The sequence below is a fragment of the Streptococcus sp. 4094 genome, from assembly GCF_013277125.1.
GTDB lineage: Bacteria > Bacillota > Bacilli > Lactobacillales > Streptococcaceae > Streptococcus.
In genome coordinates this window covers 18,767-44,948 of record NZ_VMMI01000019.1, presented here as the reverse complement: position 1 = coordinate 44,948, position 26,182 = coordinate 18,767, and the positions used below count along the sequence as shown (strand labels likewise).

The window sequence follows — 26,182 nt, the reverse complement described above, 5'->3', positions numbered from 1 at the left end:
ATTATCTTCCTTCTATCTTTTCTCGATGATTTCATCTACTGGCAAGCGGTAGCTTGGTTCCAATTTCTCGTCTGTGTAACCTACTGTAATCAAGAGTTCTGGGCGGAAACGGTCTTCGATTTCTAAAACCTCATTGACTTTTGATTTGTCAAATCCAAGGATCAGATTTGATCCGATTCCCTGATCTGTAAGAGCCAGAACCAAGTTCATGGCAACCAAACCTGCATTGAGGGCTAGGTAGTCACTGACTTGTTGTTCATTGTAACGGGCAAATTCAGCTGGCAAATTTTTCATGAAGTATTGAAGTTGTTCTTCTGAGAAATTGTTAGCACCACCAACTCGAGCAATCTTACGAGCACGTTTAGCCAAATCTGTGTCTGTAAACAAGGCAATAGTTACAGGCGCTGATGATACCTGTTCAAAGTTGGAACCGTAAGCCAATTTTGCTAGTTCGGCATTTTTCTCACGTACCACCACAAATTTCCAAGGCTGGCTGTTGTGGGCGCTTGGTGCCAAGGTTGCGATTTCGATAGCCGTACGAACATCTTTAGGATCAACAGGCTTATCAGTGAACTGCTTGGTCGCATGACGTTTTTTATTTAATTCAAGAAATTTCATAATCGATTTCCTTTTCTAATTCTACTGCTTCCATTCTACCATATTTTGAAAGAGCTTGCAGAGATTTTTCATGATTAAGTTTTTTCTATCACGGACATAAAAGATATATATTGGTTTATCAGGAAAGTTTCTGATAAACTAGCAGATAACTTTACATTTGAATGGAGATATTATGAAAAAATTCAGCCTATTACTAGCCATCATCCCCTTTTTGGTTGCCTGTGGAAATCAAGCTACACCTAAAGAAACCAGCTCTCAAAAGACAATCGTCGTTGCTACAGCTGGCGATGTGCCACCATTTGACTACGAAGACAAGGGCAATCTGACAGGCTTCGATATTGAAGTTCTAAAAGCAGTTGATGAAAAACTCAGCGACTACGAGATTCAATTTCAAAGAACTGCCTGGGAGAGTATCTTCCCAGGACTTGATTCTGGTCACTATCAGGCTGCAGCCAACAACCTGAGTTACACAAAAGAGCGTGCTGAAAAATACCTTTACTCACTTCCAATTTCAAACAATCCCCTCGTCCTCGTCAGCAACAAGAAAAATCCTTTGACTTCACTTGACCAAATCGCTGGTAAAACAACGCAAGAGGATACCGGAACTTCAAACGCTCAATTCATCAATAACTGGAATCAAAAACACACTGATAATCCTGCTACTATCGATTTTTCTGGTGAAGATATCGGCAAACGAATCCTAGACCTCTCTAACGGCGAATTTGATTTCCTCGTTTTTGACAAGGTATCCGTTCAAAAGATTATCAAGGACCGTGGCTTAGACCTTTCTGTGGTTGACTTGTCTTCTACTAATAGTCCTAGCAATTATATCGTTTTCTCAAGTGATCAGAAAGAGTTTAAAGAGCAATTTGATAAAGCACTCAAAGAACTCTACCAAGACGGAACACTCGAAAAACTCAGCAATACCTATCTAGGTGGCTCTTACCTCCCAGATCAATCTCAGTTACAATAATACTCTTCGAAAATCTCTTCAAACCACGTCAGCTTCGCCTTGCCGTACTCAAGTAATGCCTACAGCTTGCTTACTAGTTTGCTCTTTAATTTTCATTGAGTATAAGATATATTAAAAACGATTGGACCAGTCAATCGTTTTTAGTTTGCATTGGTTATTTTAGGAAACTCTTACAAAAAATCAAAAAAATTCTTCACATCTTCTACATACCCATGCTTTTCAATTAAGCTGGTTAAGAGTTCCAGATTGTGCCCCTGATAGTTATCTTCACGACGTAGCTCTTCATACATTTCGATAAAGGGAAGGCCCTTGGACTTGGCCAATTCTAACTCCGCTTCGTAGTCATAAGCGACTTTACGAAATAGGATATTTACCAATTCCCCATCTTCAACTTCTATCACGGCATACTGGGCACGGTGATTTTTTAACGCCTCCCAATTAAAATAGGGCATGCCAATCGACCCTGGATTGATGATTTGTTGCCCTTGACTGCCATAACGAAGCAACTGCTTGTGAACATGACCATAGACTGCCACGTCAACTTCATCATCTAGGAGTTGGTCAAATTTCTCTGTATCATTCTCAACTAGCAAGTCACCACCATAGTTCTTATTTGGCAAATTATGAGAGATAGAAAAGCGCAATCCGTCAATTTCTTTCTTTTCCAGCAAAGGCAAGCTTCGTAGCCAGACAATCGTTGCAGGATCCATTCGCTCCATCAAAAACTGGGTCATGCGCATTGACTGGATTTCTTTCGGATGTTCCAAACCATATTCGCCATCCAAGGCCTCAAGGACACGATCATCCCAATTTCCTCGAACACTGGCTGTGATAGGAAGGTCCTTTAGCAGGGCGACTAAGTCATTTGCGCCTGGACCAGGAAGAAAAATATCTCCCAGAAGCCAGTATTCACTGACCCCTTGATTTTTAGCATCTGCAATCACTGCTTCTAAAGCCGTCGCATTTCCATGAATATCTGATAAAATTGCGATTTTATGTTTCATTGTGGTTTCCTTCCATTTGGTAATCTACTCTTTCTTCTGCCACTTGAGGCAAGGTTTCTGTTTCATGCGGGTTCAACTTGTTTTGCACAGCCTCTGCGACAAGTCTCGGCACTCCAACTTCGACAATCTCATCCACACTGGCTTCCTTGATTTTTGTCAGAGACTTGAAATGCTTCATAAGATTCTGCTTGCGTTTAGGTCCCAGACCGTCAATTCCATCCAGTTGTGATGAAAAGGAATTTTTGGAGCGCAGTTGGCGGTGGAAAGTAATGGCAAAGCGGTGCACCTCATCTTGAATGCGTTGGAGGAGGAAAAATTCCTGAGAATTGCGAGACAACTCCACCACCTCAAGCGGATCTCCAAAGAGCAATTCATGGGTTTGGTGCTTATCATTCTTTTGCAGCCCAGCAATTGGAATATCCAAGCCTAGTTCCTCTTGGATGACTTGCTTGGCAATATTGACTTGACCTTGTCCACCATCAATCACAATCAAATCTGGCGGAGTCAAAGCCTCACGTTGAACTCGGCCATAGCGTCTGCGAATAACCTCACGCATACTAGCATAGTCGTCTGGCCCAACGACAGTCTTGATTTTATACTTACGATAATCCTTCTTACTTGGTTTGCCGTTGACAAAGACCACCATGGCAGAAACAGGGCTAGTTCCCATGATATTGGAGTTATCGAAGGACTCGATGCGAACTGGAGTCGGAATTTGGAGCAAACGACCTAGATTTTCAATAGCTCCTTGGGTCTTTTCGACAGATTTCTCTAGCAGATTAAATTTCTGCTCTAGGCTGACTCGAGCATTCTTTATAGCCAAATTGACCAGTTGCTTTTTCTCGCCACGTTGGGGTTTGAGTACCTTGGTATCCACCAAGGCCTTGACTGCTTCTTGGTCAATATCCTGAGGAATCAATACTTCATTGGGAATCAGGTGAGATTTTTCTTGATAAAATTGTCCCACATAGGTCAAGAAGTCCTCATCCGGATCATTGTAGTAGGGGAAGAAGTTAACATCTCGTTCGATGAGCTTGCCCTGGCGAACAAAGAAAACCTGAACACACATCCAACCCTTGTCTACATAGTAGCCAAAGACATCTCGATTTTGGAGATCCTTAGCCATAACCCGTTGCTTGGTTCGAAGCGTTCCAATAGCCTGAATCAGGTCACGGTATTCCGCTGCACGTTCAAATTCCATAGTCTGGGCTGCCGTTGCCATCTTGCCCTTGAGATCATCAATGATTTTGTCATCCTGCCCTTTCAGAAAATCAGAGACCTCCTGGGCCATGGACTTGAAATAAGCCTCATCCTTCTTACAGATGGTATGGGCCATACATTGACCGATATGGTAGTAAAAGCAGACCTTAGAGGGTGGATTGGTACACTTGCGAAAAGGGAAAATTCGATCCAGCAACCGCTTGATTTCATTGGCTGCCCCCACATCTGGATAAGGTCCAAAGTAGAGACCGCCGTCCTTTTTGACCTGACGGGTAATAATCAAACGAGGATAGCGTTCATTGGTAATCTTGATGAAAGGATAGGACTTATCATCCTTGAGCATGATATTGTACTTGGGCTTGTTTTCCTTAATCAGGTTGATTTCTAGGAGAAGTGCCTCAATATTAGACTCCGTAACGATAAATTCAAAATCCACAATCTCAGACACCAAAGCCTCTGTTTTGGTATCATGACTTCCACGGAAATAGGACCGCACGCGGTTACGCAGATTTTTTGCCTTTCCTACATAGATAATGGTGCCGTTTTTATCCTTGTGAATGTAGCAACCAGGGCTGGTCGGCAAGAGCTCTAGTTTTGATTTAATCAAGTTGTTCATAATTCCATTATAGCAAAAAAGTAGGGAAAGATAGTCCCCTACTCATTGGTCTCATATAATTTTCGAAGTCTTTCAACATCCTCTTCCTGAATACCATAAAAGGAACCTGCAGGTTGCATCACAGACTTCTCATCTGTATGGTCCAAGCCAATCGCATGCCCCAACTCATGTTCTGCCGTATGGACAATTCGCTCATAGGAATAGCCATAGTTTGGATTGGACAAATAATAATGATTCAACCGCACCGTTACAGACAAGAATTGCCCCGTCAAGAGATTGGTCTGACTTTCCGCCTCTCCTGCCACAGGAGTACCTCCGTCATTCACCTCCGTAGCCAAGATATCTGCCTTGCTGGACTCGGTGACAATTTCAAAGTTAAAAGCACCCGTTTGATTCCAATTCTGAATCGCTTCTACATAAGCTTCTTGAAAGTGTGAATCCATCTGGGGATCCAAGTAAATACGAGCAGAAGCCTGTGGCCATCTTCCTTCAGAATGCTGGTGGCTATCTGTCTGATTCAACTTAGGCAGTTGCCCTGTTTTTTCCCATTGGTCAATACTTTGTTGACCAATCTTGACTGACCGCTCTGCTTGCTTTAGCGCTCCTTGAAAATCTCCGTTAAGATACCAGAGAAGTCCGAAAGCAAGAATACATAAGAGCACAACTAACCAAACCAGGCGCCAAAACAAACGCCAAACAAAAGAAAAGAAAACCCCTATTAAACGAAAAAGCCAGCGCATTTCTCTCCACCTTTCTAGCAAATAAAGTCTATTTTACTAAAAGAAGCTAAAAGAAATCTAAATACTGGCTTTTTCATCTTAACGTCCTACTATTTTTTTGAGTAACTGGATAGCTTTGTATTTTAAAGGCGATGGATGATAACGGAAAGTACCTGCTTTGCGTACAATATAGCCATTAAAATTTTGTTTAAAACGCAAAACACCATCACTTCCATCAAAAATCCCTTGAATCCCTAGGAAGTTGTATTTAGGTATTCCACGTTTTATGCTTTCCAACATAACATATTTTTGAAGTAGCGCAGGGGCATAGAACTTATTAAATTCAGTGTAGGAACCACTAAAGAGATAAGTCGTTTCCTGAGGCATATAAACAAATAAACTCCCGGCTAAAACAATATCTTCTTCTCCATATTTTTCAATCAAGTCTCTCGCTTCTGCTTTTCGAACTTCAAACGTTTCAAATTGACTAGAATATTCTCTCAGTTGATTTTGTTTTTTCTCAGAATGAGGATTTTTACTCAAATCAAGTCGCAACTTGTCCAAGATTTCTTCTAGTTTACTTTGCTCACCTTGCAATTTGCTCATATACTCCGAAAAATTTAAGGTTGCTATGAGAAACTCAGCTTGTTCTCCAAAAACATCATAAAAATGCTCATAATATTCTAAACTTTTATCACTATATTCTCTACGTTCAGAGGTTTCTTTTGTGATGTTCTTAAAAATCGATAGTTCTTCACGTTTTAACTTTTTCAACCGAATGCCAAAGGTTTCAGCCTTTTTCACCAAGGGTTTCCCTTTTTTGCTAAAACTTTTAAGCAAATTCTTTTCAGTTAATTCAGTCAAATCTTTATAGTATAACCAATCCGGCTCTCCACCTGGATAACCTGTCGTCAAGCCATCAAATTGATAACCTAAATCAGTTAAACCATGAATGATATTTTTTTTCTCAGCATCTATTGGATTACCTTGGCTATCAAAAGTTTGATAAGTTTCATAAGGTTTTACAAACAACTCTAATACACCATTTTGCTTGGCATATTCTTTTAACTCCGCATAAAAAACTGGAAGAGCATCTTGTTGGGTATAAATCGGCCCCGAATTGATCTCCATATGCAGACCACCCAGCATGGGCAAGCTATAAACCAGAGCTGCAACTTGAATCTCTCCTTCTTGTTTCAAAGCAAGATAAACAATTCGAGCCCCTCTTTTTTCTAGCAAATCCCCCATCTGGACAGATTGCATAAAGGAACGAGAAGAAACCTGATCAGAATAAGCCTGAAACTCTTCTTTCGTGAGTGTAATTAGTGCCATATACTTACTTTCTATGTTTTTTTCTTAATGTTTTACGGAAATCAAGAGCAAGTCTTAACAGAGGATAGAGAGGATGGGTAGGTATTGTAAATTCACCCAAGTATTCTTCAATCGTTGGATTAAATTTTTCCTTAAAATGATAAAGTCCACCATTGAGAGAGTTTTCAACACCACCTAAATTTTGCCAGACCATACCTCGCTCAAAGGCATAGCGAGCCGTTTCATACCAAGTTAAAATCGGAGCATTGTAACGTTTAAAAGCATCATCCATACCAGCATATAGATTGACAGAGGTAGTACCAAATTCCAAACTCAAAGTAGCCGCTAAGGGAACTCTCGCTTGACCTGCATCTATATATTCCTGCAGGAAAGTCAATTCCTCTAACAAACGTTCTTTTTCCTTCTTCTGCGCTTCTACTTTTGAAGTGCGAGTCGACTCAGTAAAGGTCTCTTCCAAGGCTCTATTTTTCGCCAACTGTTCTTCTAATTCTTGCGAACGTTTAGAGACATCCAAGGTTGCCAAGGTGATGTAGGCCTTGTCCTTAAAATTATCTAACAATTTTTTATAATAGGCTTCATTCCTCAAATGAATCTCTTTCCGCTTCTCGGTTTTTTTCATCAAAAAGGAAAAAGACTCCAATAATTCAGTTCCGCCAAATTGAATCTCTACCCCCTTATTCCGTGCTGTTCGAATAGCCTGTTTTGTTGATTTAGAAAGTTTATCTTCTTCAAAATTTTCTTTATATATTTTCGCCTGAATACGAGGCTGAATGGTGTCATCCATTTCGGTTGTCCGCCCAGACCACTTCACTCCTAATTGCCCTAAAATCTCAACAATAGAAAGTTTTTCAGGATATTCTGTTTTATCTTGATTAACCAAATGTTGAGATAGACAAATACTTGGATCGAAAGTCACAAAAACCGCTCTCTTACTGCGAGCATAAGACTTAATGGACTGAATGACAAAACTCAAAAGTTCCGTATCCCCATAATCCAATATAGGTCCTCTTGGGATGTAAAACATTTTATAGCCTAGCGGAAGAGTTCTAATCAAAATACTAGCTGTCGCCAGTAATTTTTCTTCCCTGTAAACACCAAACTTCTCATGTTCCCAGTCAGACTTCACTTCTTCCCAAGCACTACTTTGTAATACATTGCCTAATTCATGGTCTTTGACAAACTGATCATATTCTAATGCGGGAATGCCAATTTGATAACGGTACATTTCCTACTCTCTTTCCTCCAGTATCTTATTACTATTCTACTACTTTCGTTTGAAAAGTCTAGTGAAAACATATTTTATTTTAGTCCTACTCCCCCTATGCTGAAGTTCAAACTAAGTCAATCTCTCTTCTAATTTGAAATCAATCGGTAGGGTTGCTAAAAAACGTTCCAATTGTTTTTCCCAATAATACCACTCGTGAGTTCCAGCGCTATGGCTATAGGTCACATCAAAACCTAGTTTTTTGAGATTTTTCACTGCGAGATTATTGGCTTCATACAAGAAATCCTGCTCGCCACACCAAGCCCAGAGCTTGGTCTTTTTATCCGATTTTTTAGCCAGACTTTCAAGAGAATAGGGGCTAGCTGTCCAATCTTTAATCTCCCCAAACACACCTCTCCAATAAGCCGGTGTTCCCAAATCTTGGCTTTCAGGAGAAAAATCTTGAAAGCTAAGAGCACCTGAAAAACTAGCTGCATGAGAAAAACAATTTGTAGCAAGAGCCAATTTGAAACAGCCATAGCCTCCCATAGAGAGACCAGCGATAAAGGTCTTTTCACGCTTGCTAGTCATGTTAGGGAAGAAGCGTTTTAAAACCTCTGGCAATTCCTCTGCTAGAGCTGTGTAATAGTCAAAACCATATTGGGTATCGGTGTACCAACCGTTGCTGGTATTAGGCATGACAACGATGAGATTGGTTCCTCGAAGCAAGCGTTCTACATTGGTCCGCTTGAGCCAGCTATTATGGTTGCCAGACATCCCATGCAAGAGGTACAAGACGGGAATATCTTTACAATCTGGTTCTTCCACTCGATTGGCATCGGGGTAAAGAACATTCACTCCCCACTCCATATCCAAAACTTGTGAGTAATACTCGATTTTCATTACTGCCATAATTTTTCCTCTATTTTTCTATAAGAAAAAGCCGAAACTCGACTTTCTCCCTGTTTATTTCAACGATTATTTTGCTTCCATGACTACTGGTAAAATAGCTGGACGACGTTTGGTTTGGTCAAAGAGATACTTGGTAAGATTATCACGAACCTTCCCTTTAAGGTCTGCCCAGTCAAAGTCATCTCCTTGAAGATAGTCTTCTACCGTTTGATTAATCAATTCTGAACTTTCACGGAGAATATCGCGACTCTTCTTGAGATAAACAAATCCACGCGTGTGAACACGAGCCTTGGCCACAATTTTCTTCTCACGACGGTTAACGGTGATTGCGACGATGAAAATTCCATCTTCTGACAAGACCTTACGATCACGAAGAACCACATTTCCAACATCACCGATAGCATTCCCGTCAATCAAGACATCCCCTGCTGAAACTGCGCCAGCCGGGACAAAGTCCCCATTCTCATAAGCCATGCTGGTTCCCTTTTTAGGGATGAAAATGCGTTCTGGCAACATACCTACTGCCATAGCAGCCTTAGCATGGGCATCCAACTCGCGGTATTCCCCTTGAATTGGGAAGAGATACTTAGGTTGCAAGAGATTGATCATCAACTGCAAATCACGCGCATTTCCGTGCCCTGATACATGTAAACTTTGGGTAATCAATTTGACAACCCCTCCTGCCTGATAAATCATATTTTCCACACGCGCAACGAAGGCTTCTTTAGCAATAGACGGAGCCGTAGCAATATAGACCAGGTCCCCATCCTTGATTTCTACATAACGATGGCGACCAATCGACATCTTACGAAGTCCATTGATAGGTTCACCCATACGACCTGTCTCAAGAATAATCAACTCATGGTCTTCAAAGCGAGACATATCTTTCGGCTTAATCAAGAGAATTTCGTTGGCTAAAGACAACTTCTTGAGACGAATCGCTGTGCGGACGATATTTTCAATATCAAATCCTGTCAAGACGATACGTCGACCTGTTTTATCCGCAGCGTCAAAAATCTGCTGGATACGAGAAAGGTTACTGGAAACAGCTGCAACGATGATACGACCTTCCCAGTCAGCAATGGTTTGGGTAATTTCATCTCTAACTTCACTTTCACTAGCCACCTGAATATTGCTGTCCGCATTGGCCGAATCACTGAGGAGAGCCAGGACGCCGTCACGACCGATTTCTGCCAAACGAGCGAAGTCTGTCGCATAGGATTCACTAGCTGTCTGGTCAAATTTGAAGTCACCTGTATAAACGATGCTCCCTTCAGCTGTCTTCAAGACAATTCCCAGGCTCTCTGGAACGGAGTAAGTCGTAGGGAAGAAGGAAACCACTGTCCCACCAAAATCAATCTCCGTATCTTCATCAATAACATGAAAATCATTAAATTTCTTGACTGCGTCATTTCCTTTGACAAAGAGTTTTGCCAACTCAATGGTCAACTCAGAGCCAAATACAGGTACCTTGGCTTCAGCCAAGAGATAAGGCAGAGCACCAATAGCATCTGCATGTCCGTGAGTTAAAAATACCCCAGCAATTCGATCTTTATTTTCAAAAAGGTAGTCCATCTTTGGAATCACCACATCGACCCCTAATTGTTCATTTTCGGGATATTTTAACCCTGCATTCAAAACAAAAATGGACTCTCCAATTTCAGCAATGTACATATTTTTCCCATTTTCACGTACACCACCAAGTGTTGTTAAACTAATATTACTCATTTTTCCTCCAAAATCTTAGTTTATCTTGATTATAGGGTTGCTTACCCTCTTATTCTAAAAGCACTATTACTGTTAGCCGAATCTTTTCCTACCATTATACCATTTTTTTGATGATTTTCAAAATGAAGATTTGTTTTCAAAAAAGAGCTGGTTTCCCAACTCTTTCCTATGATCTACTCTTTTTCCATTAAACAAAGTATAAATTTCTAATTATCTTTTTATATTTTCTTAAATGCTCGTAAAGCCTTATTCTATGTGCTTTCGAGTATTTTTACTGTAGGAAGATACTTCACGTTTCTTTGCATATTTCCTCATGTCTTAGCTGTCAGAAGTGGTAAATAAGTAGTAAATTCATTTGTACTACTAAGCAACAAGACGCTCCTGTTGCTTCTCTTTATTCAAGCGTTTCATTTCTGCCATTGCAGAATCGAATGTTGCATGTGCGTAATAGTTCAGCGTCATGGCTATATTAGCATGTCCCATAATGTACTGTAATGCCTTTGGATTCATTCCTGCATTTGCATAGTTGGTACAGAATGTATGTCGCAAACTATGTGGAGTGATGTGTGGCAATTTATCCTCGTTATACTTATTGTATTTCTTAACAAGACCTTTCATCATGCCGTTGTAATCACTTGCCACTTTTGGATAGTTCTTTCTATTAAGAAAGAGGAAATCACTATATCCATCAATCTCAACACGCTTATCATTCTTTCGATTCGCTAACACTCGCTTAAATGCTTGATAGGCTTCTTCAACCATAGGAACTTGACGTTCGCCACTTTTGGTCTTTGGTGTTTCAATGTAGTACCCAATTTCAGTATCTCTCAATAGCTGATGGTCTATATTGACAAGACGATTCTCAAAATCTAAATCTGGAAGTGTCAAACCACCAAACTCTGAAATACGAAGACCTGTTTTTAAGAGTATCAGAATTTCATCATAATTTTTGCTGTAGGTTTTATCAGCTTTTGCAAAGGCTAACAGTTTTTCTTCCTGTTCTTCTGTTAGTACGGTCTTAGGGACAGTATCATCATCAAGAACTGCTTTCAGTTGAAAGTCAAATGGATTCTTCCGAACACAATCATCTTGTATAGCAATATAGAATGAAGCCTTTAAAGAACGTTTGTAGTTATTGATGGTTTGATAAGCATAACCATTTTCACTCATTCTAATAGCCCATTCTTTAGCGTCTGATGGCTTAATACTGTCAATACTTCTTACACCTAACTTGTCTTTCTTCAAAATATCCATAAGATATTTGCGTCCAGTTTCAGTGTTTTTTCTAACCTTTGGTCTTTGAGCGTTCTGTTTTGCGTAAAGCTGGCAGAGTGTCATTTTCTTTCCTACAACATCAATACCATCATGAATGTCTTTCTGTAACTCTGCGATTTTCTCTCTAAGTGAGATACAATCACGCTTTCCTGCTGGTACTCGGTCTGTAGCCACAAGTTTCCACGAGTAAACAAATTGCGGTTCTCCAAATGAATCTATATATTTGTATAAGTATCTTCCGTCTTTTCGTTGGCTCTCTCCAGTCTTTAAGATTCGACCTTTATTGTCACGTCTTTTTTCTGACATGGCATTTGCTCCTTTCCTTTATGGAAAGAGCCTTGATACGACTTAATACTATTTTATCATATACAAGACCCTTTGGCGACGCTAGATTGCGTCCAATGTATCTATAATTTTTTCAAATTGTTTTCGTTTAATCTGAATACGATTGCCATTCATAATCAGCCAATTTGCATTTTTATTTTCCTCTGCCAAGCGTCGTAGCTTGTTTTCGCCAATACGAAAATATTTTGACGCTTCTTCAATGGTTAGGGTATAACGTTCCCAAATAGGAATGTCAGTCTGCTTCATAAAATCCTCCTTTCCAAATCACTTATTTGGATTTCATAAAAGTTGTTTTACCAGCAATCGAACAGCTTTAGCAAAGCTCACGGGAGTTCCACCCCTGCATGGTTCTCATGTAGCCATACTCATTGCCTGCGACGGTTTTATCACGCTCGGACTATTGACTGTATGGGAGTATCATTATCACGATAAGAATGTCGTTGCAGGCAATCCTGCTAAAGATTGCTTCTCGGATCACTAACATGAATCGCTCGCTATCTTTATAAGATAGGTCATGGCGGTTAGTTCCGTTGGCTCTTTTCTTATCGAAACGTATTCGATTACTTTTATTCAGTTTTCAAAGAACAATGGCTCGTTAGCCTATCAAAACACATTGAAAGCTCAATATGCTTTGGTGGAATAACAAACCTCCCTGTTCGGGAAGCGTGGAATGGTTTAGCACGCTTCCACGAAAGGAGAGAGGATATTACTTAATTTCAAATGACAAAATCTTTGTAATCAGTCTGGTTTCCATTCTTCCACGTAAGACTTCATCAACGACCATACTTTGATTGCCATATTCATCTTTCATAAGTCGTAGGGAACGCTTCGTTATGTACCCTCTGTAATGATGTAGAATCTGGTTAATCGCTTCGGTATCGCCATCTGTTGCCTTTACAATGAGAGGAAAGGGAATCATAGGATATTGTGTTTTCATTCTTCAAATTCCTCCATAAACTTTTTAATTAAGGCTAGTCCACTGGTTCTATGCCGATAGACAGTAGAACGGTTCAATTTCAACAGGTCTGCAATTTCTGAATCGCTCATGTCCATAAAGTAAAACAGCAGTAGAATTTCACGTTTCTTGTCTGGCAACTCACGTAATGCTTCACTCAACAAATCATTTTCAACGCCTACTGATAACCCATTGAGTGTAAAAATCTGAAAGTCAGTTGAATAGTTATCTGTTGTCGCAAACTGGCTAACAAGATAATCGCCAACATCCGAAAAGGACACCTCACGCTTTGCAATCCTTGAAAGATAAAGCATATAATTCTTTCGCTCGTCTTCCATAGCACGTTTACAGATATAGTCAAACTGATTTTCTATTGTGGTCTGAAAAGAAGATGGTTTCATGTTTCTCACCCCCTTTCTGTCTAGGAAAGGAAGTGAGCCTTGCTCGTTTATCTCCTTTCACTCTTAGTCCCAATGTGAAAGGGGGATTTGTTGCATTACTGATAAATAAACTTTGTAAAAAAGTTCTGAATAGCCAAAAAAGCATATAAACAGATTTATTTCTCTGTTTACATGCTTCTGTTATTCTATCTATATGATTTATAAAACCACATTGGTGGACGTACTTATCTATTGCAGATAGACGACTTTTTTTGACAAGAACCCAATGTAAGGAAATTTATTGTATATGATGTACTTCATGGCGACGTTGACCTCCAACAAACCGCCATTTGGAAGTAATATACAATATTTTAACAGCGTAAATAGCACTACCATATAACGGTTTTTTTTATTGGCGTTTAGTAGTGCTTTTTATTAAATATAAACCTATAAACCATATAACACGTTTTTCTATACCTGTTTTTAATTCAGTAGGAACAATAAAATGTATAGAGGTGGTCTACTATGCGTAAAAAAGAAGATAAATATGATTTTAGAGCCTTTGGTTTAGCCATTAAAGAAGCTCGATTGAAACGAGGTTTAACTCGTGAACAAGTGGGAGCATTGATTGAAATTGACCCACGGTACTTAACTAATATTGAAAATAAAGGGCAACACCCCAGCATACAAGTTCTTTATGACCTTGTATCGTTACTTCATGTTTCCGTTGATGAATTTTTCTTACCTGGGGTCCCGAGCGCTTAGTGGGAATTTGTATCGATAGGGGGTACAAATTCCCACTAAACCAATGTTTCAAGGCCTATTTATTTTTTATATTCAATTCTCTTAAGTGTTTAGGAATAGATAACAAGTCAAATTTATACTCTCCAAGAAAAGTGATATGCTCCCAATTAATAGGAGATACATGCTTCATATACTTAGTTACTTCGGGATCTATTTTGACGAGATAATTATAAGCTGCTTGTAAGTAGACGGCGTTCCATATACTTATTGCATTTATTAACACATTAAGCGCACTAGCACTTTGAAGTTGTCGGCGAATATCGCGCTCCATAAATTTTCCGCGTCGCCCAAAAAATAGTTCTCTAGCTAAAGCATTAATCGCTTCTGTCTTATTTAGTCCATGAGTGATCCTTCGCCGTAGCTCACTATCTGTAATATAATCTATCATAAAAATGCTCTTTTCAATGCGACCTAGTTCTCTCAGTGCAAGAGCTACTCTATTCTTACGTGCGTATGAGCCTAGCTTTCCTAATAGTAAAGAACTAGATACTTTTCCTGTTTGAATCGAATAGGCGATTCGTTTAATTTCATCATAGTTTTCTTCAATAATTTTTACATTGATTTTTCCGCTTATATCTTCTGATAAGTTAGGGTAGTAGGAAGGTGATTTGATAGAAAATAATTGTGATTTTTTTATATTTCTGATGCGAGGTTCAAAATCAAAGCCTAGTAATGCGGTCATTCCAAACACCTGATCAGAATACCCATTTGTATCAGTAAAATGTTCCTCAATATCTAGATCTGTTTCATGATAAAGTAGGCCATCAAGGGTATGAGTAGCTTCCCTTGTATTAGTTGAAGCAACCTCGATATGATGAGTCGTATGCCTATCATTTATTGATCGAATCATTGTAGCTCCTTTTTCCATACTTTTGTAATGTGGATTAACATCGGATTTTAGAGCTGAGACGCCCACTGGGACGCGCATTCCGTCTGAAGCAGTGGTTTTTCCTTCACCCCAAAAGTCTGCAACAGGAAGCTTTAACTGATAATTAACCAAAACAGATTGAGCACGAGTCAGAGCTTCTTTATAAAAGCGCCATTGTTTGGCATTGGCTAACTGAGAATAAGAAATTCCAGGAGTTGATTGGGCCATTTTTTCAAGACCAATATTCATCCCTAAACCCAGCAAAGCAGCAAAAATAATTTTTCTTTCTTGTTCACTCGGCGGTTTCCCTGTAGAATCATGACTAAATTCTTGTGAAAAGTTGGTCCAACTGTCCACCTCAATTAAAAGATCACTAAGCCTTATCTTAGGAATTATTGAATAAAGTTTTTTTCTATATATTTCTGCTTCGCTAGGTGTAACTTTTTCCAACTTTTTAAGGTTTGCTCTTGAAATTCTCTTATCAACTGTCGAATAAAATTGAAGCTGTAAATCTAAAATTATTTCCCGATCCTTTAAATAGTCCTCAAACGTGTCTGGAATAGTTTCTGAATCAATACAAGCAGATAAATCAACTAAGTAATCATCAATATTTCGATGGATCATACTTCCTTCAACTGAAATATCTCCTGATCGAATATTGTTCTTTAGCTCGGTGAAAGCTACTAACTCATAGTAAGACCGATCTATTTTCCCCTCTTCTGGCCGAACAAGGCTTTTCCATTTTTTACTCACAAAATCAGTAGAAGTATCTGCCGGTATTTTTCTTTTACCACTATTGTGTAAATCAGTTAGTTGAGTTAGGGCCATGAGGACTGGATTTGCTGCCGGAGTTGCTTTGAACGAAAGGGTCCTCAATAACATTGGCGTGTATCTTCGGAGGTAATTAGCTTTATTTCGAACCATTTCTAAATAGCCATGATTTTTATTACCTGTAATTTTTTTAGCTTCTTCTCCATCTTGTACTAAATCTTCCCAAGGCATGATTCGTTCAATTTCGTCAAAAGGATTACTATCATTATCTTTTGCAAAGTGAAGAGCATCAATTAAAGAAGCATAATGTTCCAATTTTTTAGTAGCCAATTTTCCTTTTTCTTTTAACTGTTCTTGTGAATCACGTGTCCCTTTGCGTTTAATACTTGCTAAAATGCGGTCATTAATCTCAATCAGTTGATCGATCAGATATTGATGATGATTGACTAAAAAAGCAATAAGTAAAGAGTATCTTTTTTCAAGCTCAAAACGGGAGAAGTCATATGCATCATAATTTTCCCCTAGTCTAGCTAGCTGAAGAAACCTGTTCCGATTAATATGGGAGACATTAATTGTCCCGAGTCCCATGGAAGCAATCACTTCCACTTTTTTACAAATACTCATAAAGCTTTCTGGATTTGCCTTACCTGGAATGTCTTTTAGCCAAGCGAGTTTAGTTATTTTCGTCTCTTCATAAATTTGAAACAAACTCTCTAGTTTTTCAATTTGTATATCTGTTAATGAACAGAGTAATATTGAAAATAAGTTGTTTTCTGCTTTATCTCGACAGCGGCTTATAATGTCTTCAAGTGTAGCTATAGATGGAAAAATAATTCTTTTTCGAGTTAAGAAATCAATTGTTTTTTTCATTAGATAGATAGAGTCATCATTTTCTAAAGCTAGTTCAATTAAATATTCTATTAACTGTTTTTGTGTATTAGCACTACCGAATCGATGATAGTTGAATACTTCTAAGATCTCGTTGAAGTGATTTGCACGTGTATTTCTATGATCATATGAATTTAAATCAATTGCATCAAGATGGAGCTGTCGACTCACATAAGAAGTTAGTCTGGTTGATTTAATCGGCCAATTACTTAAAGAACACCCAGGATACCGGGCCAAACAAAGTTGTATCGCAAATCCTAGTTTATTGACCTTTCCACGGTGTTGATTAATAACCTCCAGATCATAATCAGAAAAACTAAAATACGCTTTAAAATCCTCTTCTGATAAGTGGTCTACAGAAAGAAGTTGTTCACGCTGTGAAGTAGTTAAAATTCTTTTCATAGCCATATCTTAAGCATTCCTTTTATTGAGGTAACGGTAAAAGGTTGTTTTGCTTAATTTAGAGGCATCAAGAATTTGACGAATAGAATACTCTTTGCTGTCATACATTTTTAAAGCTAAATCAATTGATAGCTTACCTTTACTTGGACGGCCCCCTTTTTTTCCTCGGACTCTGGCTGCCTTAAGACCAGAGTTAGTTCGTTCAATAATAATATCCCGTTCCAGTTCTGCTAAACTAGCCATAACTCGGAAAAAGAATCTTCCCATAGACGTTGAAGTATCTACGTTATCTTGAATAGATATAAAATTGACACTAAGTTCTTCAAATAATTCAGAAAGTTCAATCAAATGTTTAGTTGATCGTGAAATTCGATCTAACTTGTAAATGACAACAGAATCTCCTTCACGTAGTAGGTTGATCATTTCTTCTAATTGCGGTCGGTCTTTTTTCGCACCAGTTACTTTTTCTTGAAATAATTTATCAATTCCATAATGAGTAAGTGCATCAATTTGTAAACTAAGATTTTGATCATCCGTACTCACTCGAGCATAGCCAAAAATCATAAAAAAACCTCCTTAATTTTATAATTTAAATGTACCATAACTCATTAAGTATAACTATATAGGAACTATGAAAAAGGAACGGATTTTGGTACTTGATTTACTTAAAAAACATTTAGAAAAAGCAGGAAAATGAAAAGGTACCATAAACGGTCGTTTATGGTACCATTCAAATTTATCCTTATTGTACAAAATAACAGCGAAATTTTTAAATCTATTCCTTATCGATACAAATTCCCCGTAGGCGCTAGGGACCTCTTTAGCTCCTTGGAAGCTGTCAGTAGTATACCTAATAATTTATCTACATTCCCTTTAGTAACGTGTAACTTTCCAAATTTACAAAAGCGACTCATAGAATTATTTCCTCCCGTTAAATAATAGATAACTATTAAAAATAGACAATACTTGCTCATAAGTAACGGTACTTAAATTGTTTACTTTGGCGTGTTTCATTGCTTGATGAAACTGATTTTTAGTAAACAGTTGACGATATTCTCGATTGACCCATTTTGAAACAAAGTACGTATATAGCTTCCAATATTTATCTGGAACATCTGTGGTATGGCGGGTAAGTTTTATTAAGACACTGTTTACTTTTGGTTTAGGATGAAAGCATTCCGCTGGCAGCTTAAGCAATTGCTGAATCGAGACTTGAGTGTGCAAGAGCAACCCTAGTGTTCGGTGAATATCCAAGGTACGCTTGTAGAATCCTTCTTCAACAATCAGATAGATGTCAGACGCATGGCTTTCAAAAACCACTTTTTTAATAATTTGTGTGCTTAAATGGTAAGGAATATTCCCAACAATTTTATACCTCTGTTTGTTAGGGAATTGAAACTGTAGAATATCTTGGTGAATTAAAGTGACACGAATGTTCAGTTTTAATTTTTCTGACGATAAGTTGAATAGATGACTGTCTAATTCAATAGACGTTACCTGTTTACTTATTTTAGCCAGTTTCGTCGTTAAATGCCCTTTACCTGTTCCAATTTCGTAAACGGTATCGGTTTCTTTTAAATTCAATTGTTTTATTATTTGGTTGAGTACTTTTTCACTCGTTAAAAAGTTTTGAGAATATTTTATATTTTTGTTCATGTAATCACTCCTGAAGTGATTACATCTGTAAATAAATACAGAAGTTAAACGATTTGTTTGTAATTTTAGTTATCTGTTTAAAAAGTCATAAGATTAGTCACTGGTAGGAATTAATCTAACGTATTTATTTATCTGCGTAATCACTGTTTTTAGTCTGTTTCAAAACAGTAGATGTTTTATCTACATTACGCATTTGGAATACCAACATGACGAATCCCTCCTTCTTAATTACAAATTTTTAGCATCTAATTTAACTTCAATTCCTATTATACACAAAATTTTAAGATAATGCACTATCAACACACTCTTAAGTTTGCTTCTAAGTCTTATTTCCATAACTTTAGGGTTAACCATACGCAAGACCAATCACTCTCGGACAATACTCATGATTTTAATGATAAAATCCATGTTAAACCCATAGATAAGAAATACACCTGCAATAACCGTTACCTGTTTGTGCCAATTTAAAAATGCACCACTTTTTTATAATTAAAACGGTTGAAAACTGTACCACTAATAACTCACAATAGAGAGATGTCACCGTCAAGTTAAATGTACAAAATAACAGCGAAATTTTTAAATCTATTTCTTATCGATACAAATTCCTCGTAGGCGCTCGGGACCCCTACCTGCTAATAACTTGGTAAAAAGCACCCGACGATTACAGATAGAGAAATACATGGATAGCTTTACAGACAAAGAACTATCCTTAATGGAATCTTTAGCCAGCGGTATCAACGAAGCAAGAAACATCGAAGACTAATTAAAAGAATCCATACATAACGGAAAGAGCCGATAAAATGAGATTGTATTAATCTCATTTTATCGGCTCTGCGTCTTTGCGTCTGGCTCTGTAATCACAGTTACTTTGAACTGCTTTATTTCAATTAAATTTTCTTGTCTGCATTTCGGACAATAGAGGGGGAATTTTTTTAATTCAGTATCTTCCCTTATCTTTAATCGTGTTTTATTTCCACATACAGGACACAATATCCACTTGTAGTTTATAATAACTATCTCCTCCTTTACACTTTAATTCAAATCTTTATTAAAAAATATTTCATCTTATTTAACAAGAAACCATATTTATATAACAACATAAAATACACTAAGTTATTTTATTGAACATATATCGTACTTTATCTATCCGACTATTTGGACGACGGGGCTGGCAAACAGGTTCACCGGTAGTAACATGGTACCCTTTTAACTCTGTTAAACAAACACTACGTCCATTTGTAAAGAAAGTTAAATCACTACGATATTCTTGAATACACCGAGCAGGGATTTCTCCACTAAGAATGACCTCATTATTTTTCAATTGAGTGTCTACGATGTTCGCACAATATTTAGGAGCATCGTTGTATGCTCGTGAAAGATATTCCTGTGGCGCATAAATTTTAAAACTAAGATATGGCTCTAACAATTCTGTTCCAGCTTTTTTTAAGACTTGTTCCAATACAATAGGAGCAAGCATCCGAAAATCTGCTGGGGTACTAACAGGGCTATAGTATAAGCCATACTTAAAACAGATTTTACAGTCCGTCACATTCCAACCATACAATCCTTGTTCACAGCCATAGCGTATCCCCTCCATAACTGCATTTTGAAACGATTGATTTAAGTATCCAAGAGAAACCGAGCTCTCATACTGTACTCCGCTCCCTAATGGAAGCTGTGCTACAGATAGACCAATGGAAGCCCAGAAAGGATTCGGTGGAACTTCGATGTGAATGGTATACTCTGCTTTTTTTAACGGTCTTTCCATATAAATGACTGTAGGCTCTTTTATTTCTATCTCCACATGATACTTTTCTTGCAGCAGAGCACAAGTCACTTCCATTTGTACTTTCCCTAAGAAAGAAAGTATGATTTCATGTGTCGCAGAATCCACATAATATCGCAGAAGCGGGTCACTGTCGGAGATTTCTAAAAGTGCATCAAGTAACATTTCCCTTTGTTGAGGTTTGCTCGGTTCAACAGTCGTTTGCAGCAGAGGGAGGGGATTTTCAATTCTCTCTCTCTGTGGCAATAGCTTTGTATCTCCAAGAACACTATTTAACTTCAAAAACTCATTCTGCAAAATAACAATTTCCCCGGAATAAGCCTTATCGATTTTACATAATTCACCATTTATTGAAGTATACATTTCTGTAATTTTTATTTTTTCCTTTTCCGATATTCTAACCGAATCTCGCAAATGCAGTACGCCACTATAAAGACGTATATATGCAAGACGCTGTCTTTTTTCCGAATACTCAATTTTGAAAACATTTCCGCAAAGTTCAGACGGACCTCGATGTGTTGATGAATAAAATTTATTAGTAATAACTTCTATAAGGTTATCAATCCCTATATTACTTTTTGCACTTCCATGATAAAGAGGGAACAGAGAACAATTCTGAAATCTTATGCTTTCCTCTTGTTCGAGTTCCAATGCTTCTAATGATTTACCGGACATATATTTCTCTAAAAGGTCATCGTTTCCCTCTATTACCGTATCCCATTGTTCAGATTCGGTAAAGTTCGTCACACACATATTAGGATACAGTTCTACCTTCTGTTTGATTACAATTTCGGCAGAAAGTTTCTCTTTAATATCCTGATAAACCGTTGATAAATCAATTCCATTTTGGTCAATCTTATTGATAAAAAAGATTGTGGGAATCCCCATTTTCCTAAGTGCATGAAATAATATACGAGTTTGTGCTTGTACGCCATCTTTTGCAGAAATCAGTAGAATTGCCCCATCTAAAACTGATAATGAACGATATACTTCTGCTAAGAAATCCATATGTCCTGGCGTGTCTATGATGTTCACCTTCGTATTTTCCCACTGAAAAGAGGTTATTCCTGTCTGAATTGTAATTCCTCTCTGACGTTCTAAAAGCGTATTATCCGTCCTCGTTGTACCTTTGTCCACGCTTCCTAATTCTGTAATCGCTCCACTGTTATATAATAAGCTTTCTGTTAAGGTAGTTTTTCCCGCATCAACATGAGCTAAAACTCCAATATTAATAATTTTCATGTGATTTTCCTCCATTCAAAAGCCCAAAAGGGCATAAAAATCCCAGTGATAAATACTCTTATCACTGGGATTTTTATGCATAACCATAGGCATACAAAGCATACAGATATTCTCCGGATACTTTAGAATCACATGATAAAGGTATTCTTAAACTGGGTACAAAAAACTAAGCCCTCCTAAAAAAGGACATCCAATTATTTGTTCCCACTATCAAATTGACAGTTTATTTAAGAATACCTTGCCGCATATTTATTAACTCCTTTTAAATAGATACTTAAATAATAGCACGTAAGAGCATATTTGTCAAGGAATCTCCAATTTTTTATCAAAGAGAGTACGTGATTACAAAATAGCTGTAATAATGTACCAATATTTGTTATTCTATAATCTTCCAATTACTCCCGTTCTTTTCAAGTACCAAATCAAATTGAGATACCTGCGTTGCTTTGGTCTGCTGGTCGATATACTCCACTGTCAGCGATACCGTGACTTGATTATCCTTACGATTGTGAATAGGATTTACCAGTTCTTGAAAGATGTACTCTTTTCCGATTGGTTTTAATATCCCGTCATTCACATAGTAGGAAAGTTCACTGGCTGTCGCTGTAGGATAGAGCTTGAAGAACGTCGTTAAAAACTCATTGATTTCATTGGTTGTAATGGAATCAACCGTCCCCTCACTTTCAATGGCTTTTGGTTTATAACTTGATTTCTTAGGTATGTTGGTAATGGTCGGATTCTTAACCAGTACCATATTTCCAGAACCATCTACATAGACACTCACTATATAAGCAGAGTGGACGGTCTTTGTATTTTCTCCCTCTGTAATGAGCTGGTCTACACTGTAGGTTACATTAAACTCATTGTCGCCAGTTGGCTCTACCGTCCATATCTGAAATCCTCTTACAGAAGACGATACAGGAATATCTTTGCGTACTGTATCAACATTGAGAGCTTGAAGTTCATCTGTCAGATAGCCTTTTAGACTTTCCATTCGATTATCAATGGACTTATCGGATTGCTCCCATGAATAGTAGACTTTCGCAAAGTTCTCTACAAAATTTTCTACATGATGAGTATCAACGTATTCCTTTTCTATGATAGTTGTTTCGTGAATAGTATGAGTATCTATAGCTGTAAAGTGCTTGAATATCGCAAAGCTGAAACTAAGCCCTAAAAGTACCCACAAGGCAATCACAACCTTTTTATGAGGATTGACCTTATAGACACGAGGTTTCTTTTCCTTTGGTATCTGTTTTTCTTTATTCTGATTTTTTCTAAATTTCATCATTAAATCTTCCTTTCTCATTGTTTGATTCGTCCTGCTCCCACTAAATGCTGTTGCCAGTAGGGGCTTGTTAAGTCGGCATAACCGATTGGGTCGCCTGCATGAAACATACGGTTATTGCCAAGGTATATCCCAACATGAGTAATATAAGAGCCAGCGTTATAGGTAGAATGAAAGAAAACCAAATCGCCAGCTTGTGCTTCCGATAGTGGGATATGCTGGGTCACATCATATTGCTGTTGTGCGGTTCGTGGTAAGTTAATTCCAGCTTTTCCATACGTCCATTGTGTCAGTCCGCTACAATCAAAAGAAGTAGTCGGGGAAGCTCCACCGTAAACGTATCGCCAGCCCTCATATTTCAGTGCTTCGTCCATGATGGCTTGTACCGTATCATCATCAAACTCTGTTGTGACAAGATACTGCGTTACCAGTTGCACATAAAACATATTGCCATAGTTGTATCGCCAGCCCCCATTGATAGGTATGGCTATGGGATTGGGGTAAGACACTTTTTCGCCACCTGAATACTCTTTTGAGAAACTTTGAGCCAGTTCAAAGGTATATTTATTTCCACGATTAGCCACATACCCTAAGAAACCACCACCATAATTGTAGGACTGGATAACCGATTCTAAATCTACACTGAGCCTTTCGCTACTGGCTAATAATTCACTGAAATACTTCACACCTTGCTTAATGGATTCTTCTGTACTCAATGAATTAGGTGGAAGACCGAGGGATTCCGAGGACTGCATAACATCTTCCGCAGTACCGCCCGATTCCACCTGTATAATCGCAAGAAGTATGTTGACATATTCTTCAACGCCATATTCTTTGGCATATTTTTCTACCATAGGCTTATGAGCCAGCACTTCTGCGGAAACATTCACACCTCCATAATGAATATTGGAAATTCCGCTGTCCTGTTCATCTGAAAATAAAATGGCAACAAACAGAAGCAGTGAGAAGACCATCAAGAATAATCCAGAACCACCAATCACTAAAGTTTTCAACTTCATGGTTTCTTACCGACTTTCTTAATGGTGGCGGTTTTGATTGGTGGTCTACTTCTTGTATTTTGTAGTGGTACTCTTTGAACAGTAGACGGACGTTCTTTTGTGATTGGACGTTGTGAAGTTCTATCTGCTGTAGTGGTTGAAGTTGCTGGCTTTTGAACGGTTTTTTCTTGAACGGTATTGCCTTGGCGTTCCACTTTTGGACTTGAAAAATCGGACTTAACTGCTGGACGCTCTTGTTTGGCTTGTTGAGATTCCTTATATGAAGTCTGAATATTAGACTGTTTTGAGGTCTGTTCATCATGATATTGTTCTTGTCTTGTAGTCGGTCTTTCATGAACAGAAGAAGCAGGCTGTTTTTTCTGTTTGACCTGTTCCATTTCAGAGCGACGCTTCGCAATGGTTTTTCGCCTTTGTTCCTGCTGTTCCTTGCGTCCACTGGCTCTGTCCGCTTTGGTTTGAGAAATACTACTGGTTAAATCACGGACATTCTCTTTTACTTTGGATTTTCCTTGATATACTGCATATCTTGCATTGGTCGGCAAATCTTTAACCTGTTCTTTCAAACCACTAGCAGTGTCTACCATTCTGTCTTTGGTATCAGCTACTGTACCGATGGTTTGACCGATACGTTTTCCAAGTGTTGATTTTTCCTTTCCGTCTGGTCGGGAGTGATCTGCTTGTGTCCTTGCAGAACTCCCCGAACCCGACTGTCCTTTTTTACCTGTAACAATGGCAGACCCAGCCCCTAGAGTAGTCATGGAACGTCCAAGTTTCCGCTGTAGACGGTGCATGTGAGCGTGCATAAGCATACGAGGTTTTCTCATCACACGACTTCCCACACTTTGAGAATCGTTACTCTGTAGAGAAAACATACTCATTAAATCGCCCAGCTTGAAGTAGATTCCTGCAAAGGTCACAATCTGTAGAAAAGCAATCAAAAAGAACGGATAACCAGCCGATAAGGTATAGAGCATGGTTGAAATACTAAATGCTGTCGTAATAATCAATGTGATTCCAGCTCGTGTCAAAATGGTATTAAAGAGCTTTGTTATGACTCGTTTTGACATACCATCAAATGATGGAATCATGCTTAAAATAAAGCTCACAGGCAGAAACATAGCATAGATGATAAAAAGTACCTGCGAGAAAATCATGATTCCTGTTAATAGGAATACAAATATGGAAATCCCAATATTGAAGACAAATAGGAAGAAGACTGTACCTAAACGGTTAATGGTCTTTGTAATGGTTAGATTGGTATTGCTTCTGTCTTCAATTTCTTCCGCAACAATTTTTTCTCTGTCTTCGCCATTGTTGGAATCTGGGCTGGTGGAGAGCAGGCTTTCCACACGGTCAATACCGATACTTTCAATGTCTGAACTGTTGTATTGAAGCAGTAGCCACGGTTGCTGAACCTGTATGGAAAACAGGCTATCTCTGATTAAGTCCACGCTGTCCTTGCCTTGACTATCGGAATGGGGCATGACAATCTTCGTGCCAAGTGATAAACTGGCATTACTGATGTCTGATGAAAAGTCATTGATTTTTTTAATGTAGTCGGGAGCGTAGGCAATAAAGGAAGCCGATAGGATAAACACCAGCACAAAATTCATAATGGCATGAATTGCCTTTGTGGTTTCTCTCTTTATCAGTCCCGTATAGGCAACATAAACCCCAAGAACCAAAATCAAGAGTAAGAGGAATCCAACATAGAAACCCTCTGTTGAAAATCCGTTTGCACTCACACCAGCTAAGGTCTGCATATTCTTACCAATGGAATCTGCTGTAGCGGAAATGAAGTCTAAGGAATAGGCTTCCTGTACTAAGTAACCTGTCGCATTGGAAACATACAAACTGATTGTCCAAATAAAATTGGTAATGGCATATAGTCCATACATGACCTGTTTTCCAATCCCGTCCGACCAGTTCCACGGAAGCCAGCCCCAGCTATTATCCACATAAAAATCCAGTTGATAGTTTTCAAGTGGGTATCGGCTGTATTCATTTGCCACATTGACCGTATCATCTACCAAGCCCGCAGCTTGAACCACCGTTCCCAGCATGGCTAAAAGAAAAATGGCAATCACAAGTGTGAAAGCCACTGTCATTGCCACTTTACCTAGACGTTTCAGCGTCCAGTTTGATTTTATTCTGTTTACTATTGATGGTTTCACAT

General features: G+C 38.4%; 24 protein-coding genes and 3 pseudogenes. 4 read left to right on the top strand and 23 right to left on the bottom strand.

Annotated features, from left to right (window positions below; all coding sequences use genetic code 11):
- Window positions 1-12: 12 nt before the first annotated feature.
- A complete protein-coding gene (locus HT721_RS05650) occupies window positions 13-618 on the bottom strand; it encodes a nitroreductase family protein (protein WP_101514737.1) in 606 nt (201 codons plus the stop codon).
- A gap of 172 nt (window positions 619-790) precedes the next feature.
- Between HT721_RS05650 and HT721_RS05645 the strand changes: the two genes are divergently transcribed.
- Window positions 791-1,591 carry an amino acid ABC transporter substrate-binding protein gene (locus HT721_RS05645; RefSeq protein ID WP_101514738.1) on the top strand — a complete coding sequence of 267 codons (801 nt, stop codon included), beginning with the start codon at window positions 791-793 and terminating at the stop codon, window positions 1,589-1,591.
- Between the two features lie 170 nt (window positions 1,592-1,761).
- Here HT721_RS05645 and HT721_RS05640 read toward each other — a convergent pair whose 3' ends face one another.
- From HT721_RS05640 to HT721_RS05600, 9 genes are all read right to left on the bottom strand, one after another.
- On the bottom strand, window positions 1,762-2,595 hold the full coding sequence (locus tag HT721_RS05640; RefSeq protein WP_173213887.1) for a metallophosphoesterase family protein: 834 nt from the start codon (window positions 2,593-2,595) through the stop codon (window positions 1,762-1,764).
- A complete protein-coding gene (gene uvrC, locus HT721_RS05635; protein WP_049513191.1) occupies window positions 2,585-4,432 on the bottom strand; it encodes an excinuclease ABC subunit UvrC in 1,848 nt (615 codons plus the stop codon). The genes HT721_RS05640 and uvrC overlap by 11 nt, the downstream gene beginning before the upstream one ends.
- 38 nt (window positions 4,433-4,470) lie before the next feature.
- Complete coding sequence (locus HT721_RS05630; RefSeq protein ID WP_173229255.1) at window positions 4,471-5,172, bottom strand: M57 family metalloprotease; 702 nt, start codon at window positions 5,170-5,172, stop codon at window positions 4,471-4,473.
- A gap of 78 nt (window positions 5,173-5,250) precedes the next feature.
- Window positions 5,251-6,483, bottom strand: a complete 1,233-nt coding sequence (murN, locus tag HT721_RS05625; protein ID WP_173229253.1) for a peptidoglycan bridge formation alanyltransferase MurN — start codon at window positions 6,481-6,483, stop codon at window positions 5,251-5,253.
- Between the two features lie 4 nt (window positions 6,484-6,487).
- Window positions 6,488-7,708 (bottom strand): aminoacyltransferase, encoded by a 1,221-nt coding sequence (locus HT721_RS05620; protein WP_173229251.1) that lies wholly within the window; start codon window positions 7,706-7,708, stop codon window positions 6,488-6,490.
- A gap of 111 nt (window positions 7,709-7,819) precedes the next feature.
- The gene (locus HT721_RS05615; RefSeq protein WP_050083937.1) at window positions 7,820-8,599 is read right to left on the bottom strand and encodes an alpha/beta hydrolase family protein; all 780 of its coding nucleotides are present in this window, start codon (window positions 8,597-8,599) and stop codon (window positions 7,820-7,822) included.
- Between the two features lie 66 nt (window positions 8,600-8,665).
- Entirely contained in the window at window positions 8,666-10,327 is a 1,662-nt protein-coding gene (locus tag HT721_RS05610) for a ribonuclease J (protein WP_000065626.1), read from the bottom strand.
- A 363-nt stretch (window positions 10,328-10,690) separates the two neighbouring features.
- Entirely contained in the window at window positions 10,691-11,908 is a 1,218-nt protein-coding gene (locus HT721_RS05605; protein WP_001291561.1) for a tyrosine-type recombinase/integrase, read from the bottom strand.
- An 81-nt stretch (window positions 11,909-11,989) separates the two neighbouring features.
- On the bottom strand, window positions 11,990-12,193 hold the full coding sequence (locus HT721_RS05600) for an excisionase (protein ID WP_000814511.1): 204 nt from the start codon (window positions 12,191-12,193) through the stop codon (window positions 11,990-11,992).
- Here HT721_RS05600 and HT721_RS11120 point away from each other — a divergent pair.
- Window positions 12,177-12,428 carry a hypothetical protein gene (locus tag HT721_RS11120; protein ID WP_001845478.1) on the top strand — a complete coding sequence of 84 codons (252 nt, stop codon included), beginning with the start codon at window positions 12,177-12,179 and terminating at the stop codon, window positions 12,426-12,428. The genes HT721_RS05600 and HT721_RS11120 overlap by 17 nt on opposite strands.
- A 225-nt stretch (window positions 12,429-12,653) precedes the next feature.
- Here HT721_RS11120 and HT721_RS05595 read toward each other — a convergent pair whose 3' ends face one another.
- The gene (locus HT721_RS05595; RefSeq protein WP_000857133.1) at window positions 12,654-12,884 is read right to left on the bottom strand and encodes a helix-turn-helix domain-containing protein; all 231 of its coding nucleotides are present in this window, start codon (window positions 12,882-12,884) and stop codon (window positions 12,654-12,656) included.
- Complete coding sequence (locus HT721_RS05590) at window positions 12,881-13,303, bottom strand: sigma-70 family RNA polymerase sigma factor (protein ID WP_000804885.1); 423 nt, start codon at window positions 13,301-13,303, stop codon at window positions 12,881-12,883. The genes HT721_RS05595 and HT721_RS05590 overlap by 4 nt, the downstream gene beginning before the upstream one ends.
- A gap of 504 nt (window positions 13,304-13,807) precedes the next feature.
- On the opposite strand from HT721_RS05590, the pseudogene HT721_RS05585 reads away from it, so the two are divergent.
- A pseudogene (locus HT721_RS05585) lies at window positions 13,808-14,029 on the top strand (helix-turn-helix transcriptional regulator); the annotation flags it as partial.
- Window positions 14,030-14,102: 73 nt separating this feature from the next.
- On the opposite strand, the gene HT721_RS05580 reads toward HT721_RS05585, so the two are convergent.
- From HT721_RS05580 to HT721_RS11270, 5 genes and pseudogenes are all read right to left on the bottom strand, one after another.
- On the bottom strand, window positions 14,103-17,021 hold the full coding sequence (locus HT721_RS05580; RefSeq protein WP_001240982.1) for a Tn3 family transposase: 2,919 nt from the start codon (window positions 17,019-17,021) through the stop codon (window positions 14,103-14,105).
- A 3-nt stretch (window positions 17,022-17,024) separates the two neighbouring features.
- Complete coding sequence (locus HT721_RS05575; RefSeq protein ID WP_000576156.1) at window positions 17,025-17,579, bottom strand: recombinase family protein; 555 nt, start codon at window positions 17,577-17,579, stop codon at window positions 17,025-17,027.
- A gap of 354 nt (window positions 17,580-17,933) precedes the next feature.
- Window positions 17,934-18,671, bottom strand: a complete 738-nt coding sequence (gene erm(B) / locus HT721_RS05570) for a 23S rRNA (adenine(2058)-N(6))-methyltransferase Erm(B) (RefSeq protein ID WP_001038790.1) — start codon at window positions 18,669-18,671, stop codon at window positions 17,934-17,936.
- Between the two features lie 124 nt (window positions 18,672-18,795).
- Complete coding sequence (locus HT721_RS05565; protein ID WP_001814874.1) at window positions 18,796-18,879, bottom strand: 23S rRNA methyltransferase attenuation leader peptide; 84 nt, start codon at window positions 18,877-18,879, stop codon at window positions 18,796-18,798.
- Between the two features lie 48 nt (window positions 18,880-18,927).
- A pseudogene (locus tag HT721_RS11270) lies at window positions 18,928-19,013 on the bottom strand (MLS leader peptide); the annotation flags it as partial.
- Between the two features lie 283 nt (window positions 19,014-19,296).
- Between HT721_RS11270 and HT721_RS05560 the strand changes: the two are divergent.
- A pseudogene (locus HT721_RS05560) lies at window positions 19,297-19,434 on the top strand (XRE family transcriptional regulator); the annotation flags it as partial.
- 59 nt (window positions 19,435-19,493) lie between these two features.
- Here the strand turns inward: HT721_RS05560 and HT721_RS05555 are convergent.
- The 6 genes from HT721_RS05555 to HT721_RS05530 form a co-directional block, all read right to left on the bottom strand.
- On the bottom strand, window positions 19,494-19,661 hold the full coding sequence (locus HT721_RS05555) for a cysteine-rich KTR domain-containing protein (RefSeq protein ID WP_000336323.1): 168 nt from the start codon (window positions 19,659-19,661) through the stop codon (window positions 19,494-19,496).
- Between the two features lie 118 nt (window positions 19,662-19,779).
- On the bottom strand, window positions 19,780-21,699 hold the full coding sequence (gene tet(M), locus HT721_RS05550) for a tetracycline resistance ribosomal protection protein Tet(M) (RefSeq protein WP_000691734.1): 1,920 nt from the start codon (window positions 21,697-21,699) through the stop codon (window positions 19,780-19,782).
- A 15-nt stretch (window positions 21,700-21,714) separates the two neighbouring features.
- On the bottom strand, window positions 21,715-21,831 hold the full coding sequence (locus HT721_RS05545; RefSeq protein ID WP_001814923.1) for a tetracycline resistance determinant leader peptide: 117 nt from the start codon (window positions 21,829-21,831) through the stop codon (window positions 21,715-21,717).
- Between the two features lie 244 nt (window positions 21,832-22,075).
- Window positions 22,076-23,008, bottom strand: coding sequence for a conjugal transfer protein (locus HT721_RS05540; RefSeq protein ID WP_001224318.1), 933 nt, complete (start codon window positions 23,006-23,008; stop codon window positions 22,076-22,078).
- Window positions 23,005-24,006 carry a bifunctional lysozyme/C40 family peptidase gene (locus HT721_RS05535; protein ID WP_000769868.1) on the bottom strand — a complete coding sequence of 334 codons (1,002 nt, stop codon included), beginning with the start codon at window positions 24,004-24,006 and terminating at the stop codon, window positions 23,005-23,007. The genes HT721_RS05540 and HT721_RS05535 overlap by 4 nt, the downstream gene beginning before the upstream one ends.
- Entirely contained in the window at window positions 24,003-26,180 is a 2,178-nt protein-coding gene (locus HT721_RS05530; protein ID WP_173229249.1) for a YtxH domain-containing protein, read from the bottom strand. Before HT721_RS05530 ends, HT721_RS05535 begins: the two co-directional genes overlap by 4 nt.
- Between the last annotated feature and the right edge of the window lie 2 nt (window positions 26,181-26,182).

What these genes read in the sequence shown, in the direction of transcription:
- HT721_RS05615 (WP_050083937.1), bottom strand. Translation starts at nt 8,599, where the DNA reads ATGGCAGTAATGAAAATCGAGTATTACTCACAAGTTTTGGATATGGAG.
- HT721_RS05620 (WP_173229251.1), bottom strand. Translation starts at nt 7,708, where the DNA reads ATGTACCGTTATCAAATTGGCATTCCCGCATTAGAATATGATCAGTTT.
- HT721_RS05610 (WP_000065626.1), bottom strand. Translation starts at nt 10,327, where the DNA reads ATGAGTAATATTAGTTTAACAACACTTGGTGGTGTACGTGAAAATGGG.
- HT721_RS05595 (WP_000857133.1), bottom strand. Translation starts at nt 12,884, where the DNA reads ATGAAAACACAATATCCTATGATTCCCTTTCCTCTCATTGTAAAGGCA.
- HT721_RS05640 (WP_173213887.1), bottom strand. Translation starts at nt 2,595, where the DNA reads ATGAAACATAAAATCGCAATTTTATCAGATATTCATGGAAATGCGACG.
- HT721_RS05565 (WP_001814874.1), bottom strand. Translation starts at nt 18,879, where the DNA reads ATGTTGGTATTCCAAATGCGTAATGTAGATAAAACATCTACTGTTTTG.
- HT721_RS05600 (WP_000814511.1), bottom strand. Translation starts at nt 12,193, where the DNA reads ATGAAGCAGACTGACATTCCTATTTGGGAACGTTATACCCTAACCATT.
- HT721_RS05590 (WP_000804885.1), bottom strand. Translation starts at nt 13,303, where the DNA reads ATGAAACCATCTTCTTTTCAGACCACAATAGAAAATCAGTTTGACTAT.
- HT721_RS05580 (WP_001240982.1), bottom strand. Translation starts at nt 17,021, where the DNA reads ATGGCTATGAAAAGAATTTTAACTACTTCACAGCGTGAACAACTTCTT.
- HT721_RS05605 (WP_001291561.1), bottom strand. Translation starts at nt 11,908, where the DNA reads ATGTCAGAAAAAAGACGTGACAATAAAGGTCGAATCTTAAAGACTGGA.
- HT721_RS05535 (WP_000769868.1), bottom strand. Translation starts at nt 24,006, where the DNA reads ATGAAGTTGAAAACTTTAGTGATTGGTGGTTCTGGATTATTCTTGATG.
- HT721_RS05650 (WP_101514737.1), bottom strand. Translation starts at nt 618, where the DNA reads ATGAAATTTCTTGAATTAAATAAAAAACGTCATGCGACCAAGCAGTTC.
- HT721_RS05540 (WP_001224318.1), bottom strand. Translation starts at nt 23,008, where the DNA reads ATGAGAAAGGAAGATTTAATGATGAAATTTAGAAAAAATCAGAATAAA.
- HT721_RS05575 (WP_000576156.1), bottom strand. Translation starts at nt 17,579, where the DNA reads ATGATTTTTGGCTATGCTCGAGTGAGTACGGATGATCAAAATCTTAGT.
- HT721_RS05645 (WP_101514738.1), top strand. Translation starts at nt 791, where the DNA reads ATGAAAAAATTCAGCCTATTACTAGCCATCATCCCCTTTTTGGTTGCC.
- HT721_RS05630 (WP_173229255.1), bottom strand. Translation starts at nt 5,172, where the DNA reads ATGCGCTGGCTTTTTCGTTTAATAGGGGTTTTCTTTTCTTTTGTTTGG.
- murN (WP_173229253.1), bottom strand. Translation starts at nt 6,483, where the DNA reads ATGGCACTAATTACACTCACGAAAGAAGAGTTTCAGGCTTATTCTGAT.
- uvrC (WP_049513191.1), bottom strand. Translation starts at nt 4,432, where the DNA reads ATGAACAACTTGATTAAATCAAAACTAGAGCTCTTGCCGACCAGCCCT.
- HT721_RS11120 (WP_001845478.1), top strand. Translation starts at nt 12,177, where the DNA reads ATGTCAGTCTGCTTCATAAAATCCTCCTTTCCAAATCACTTATTTGGA.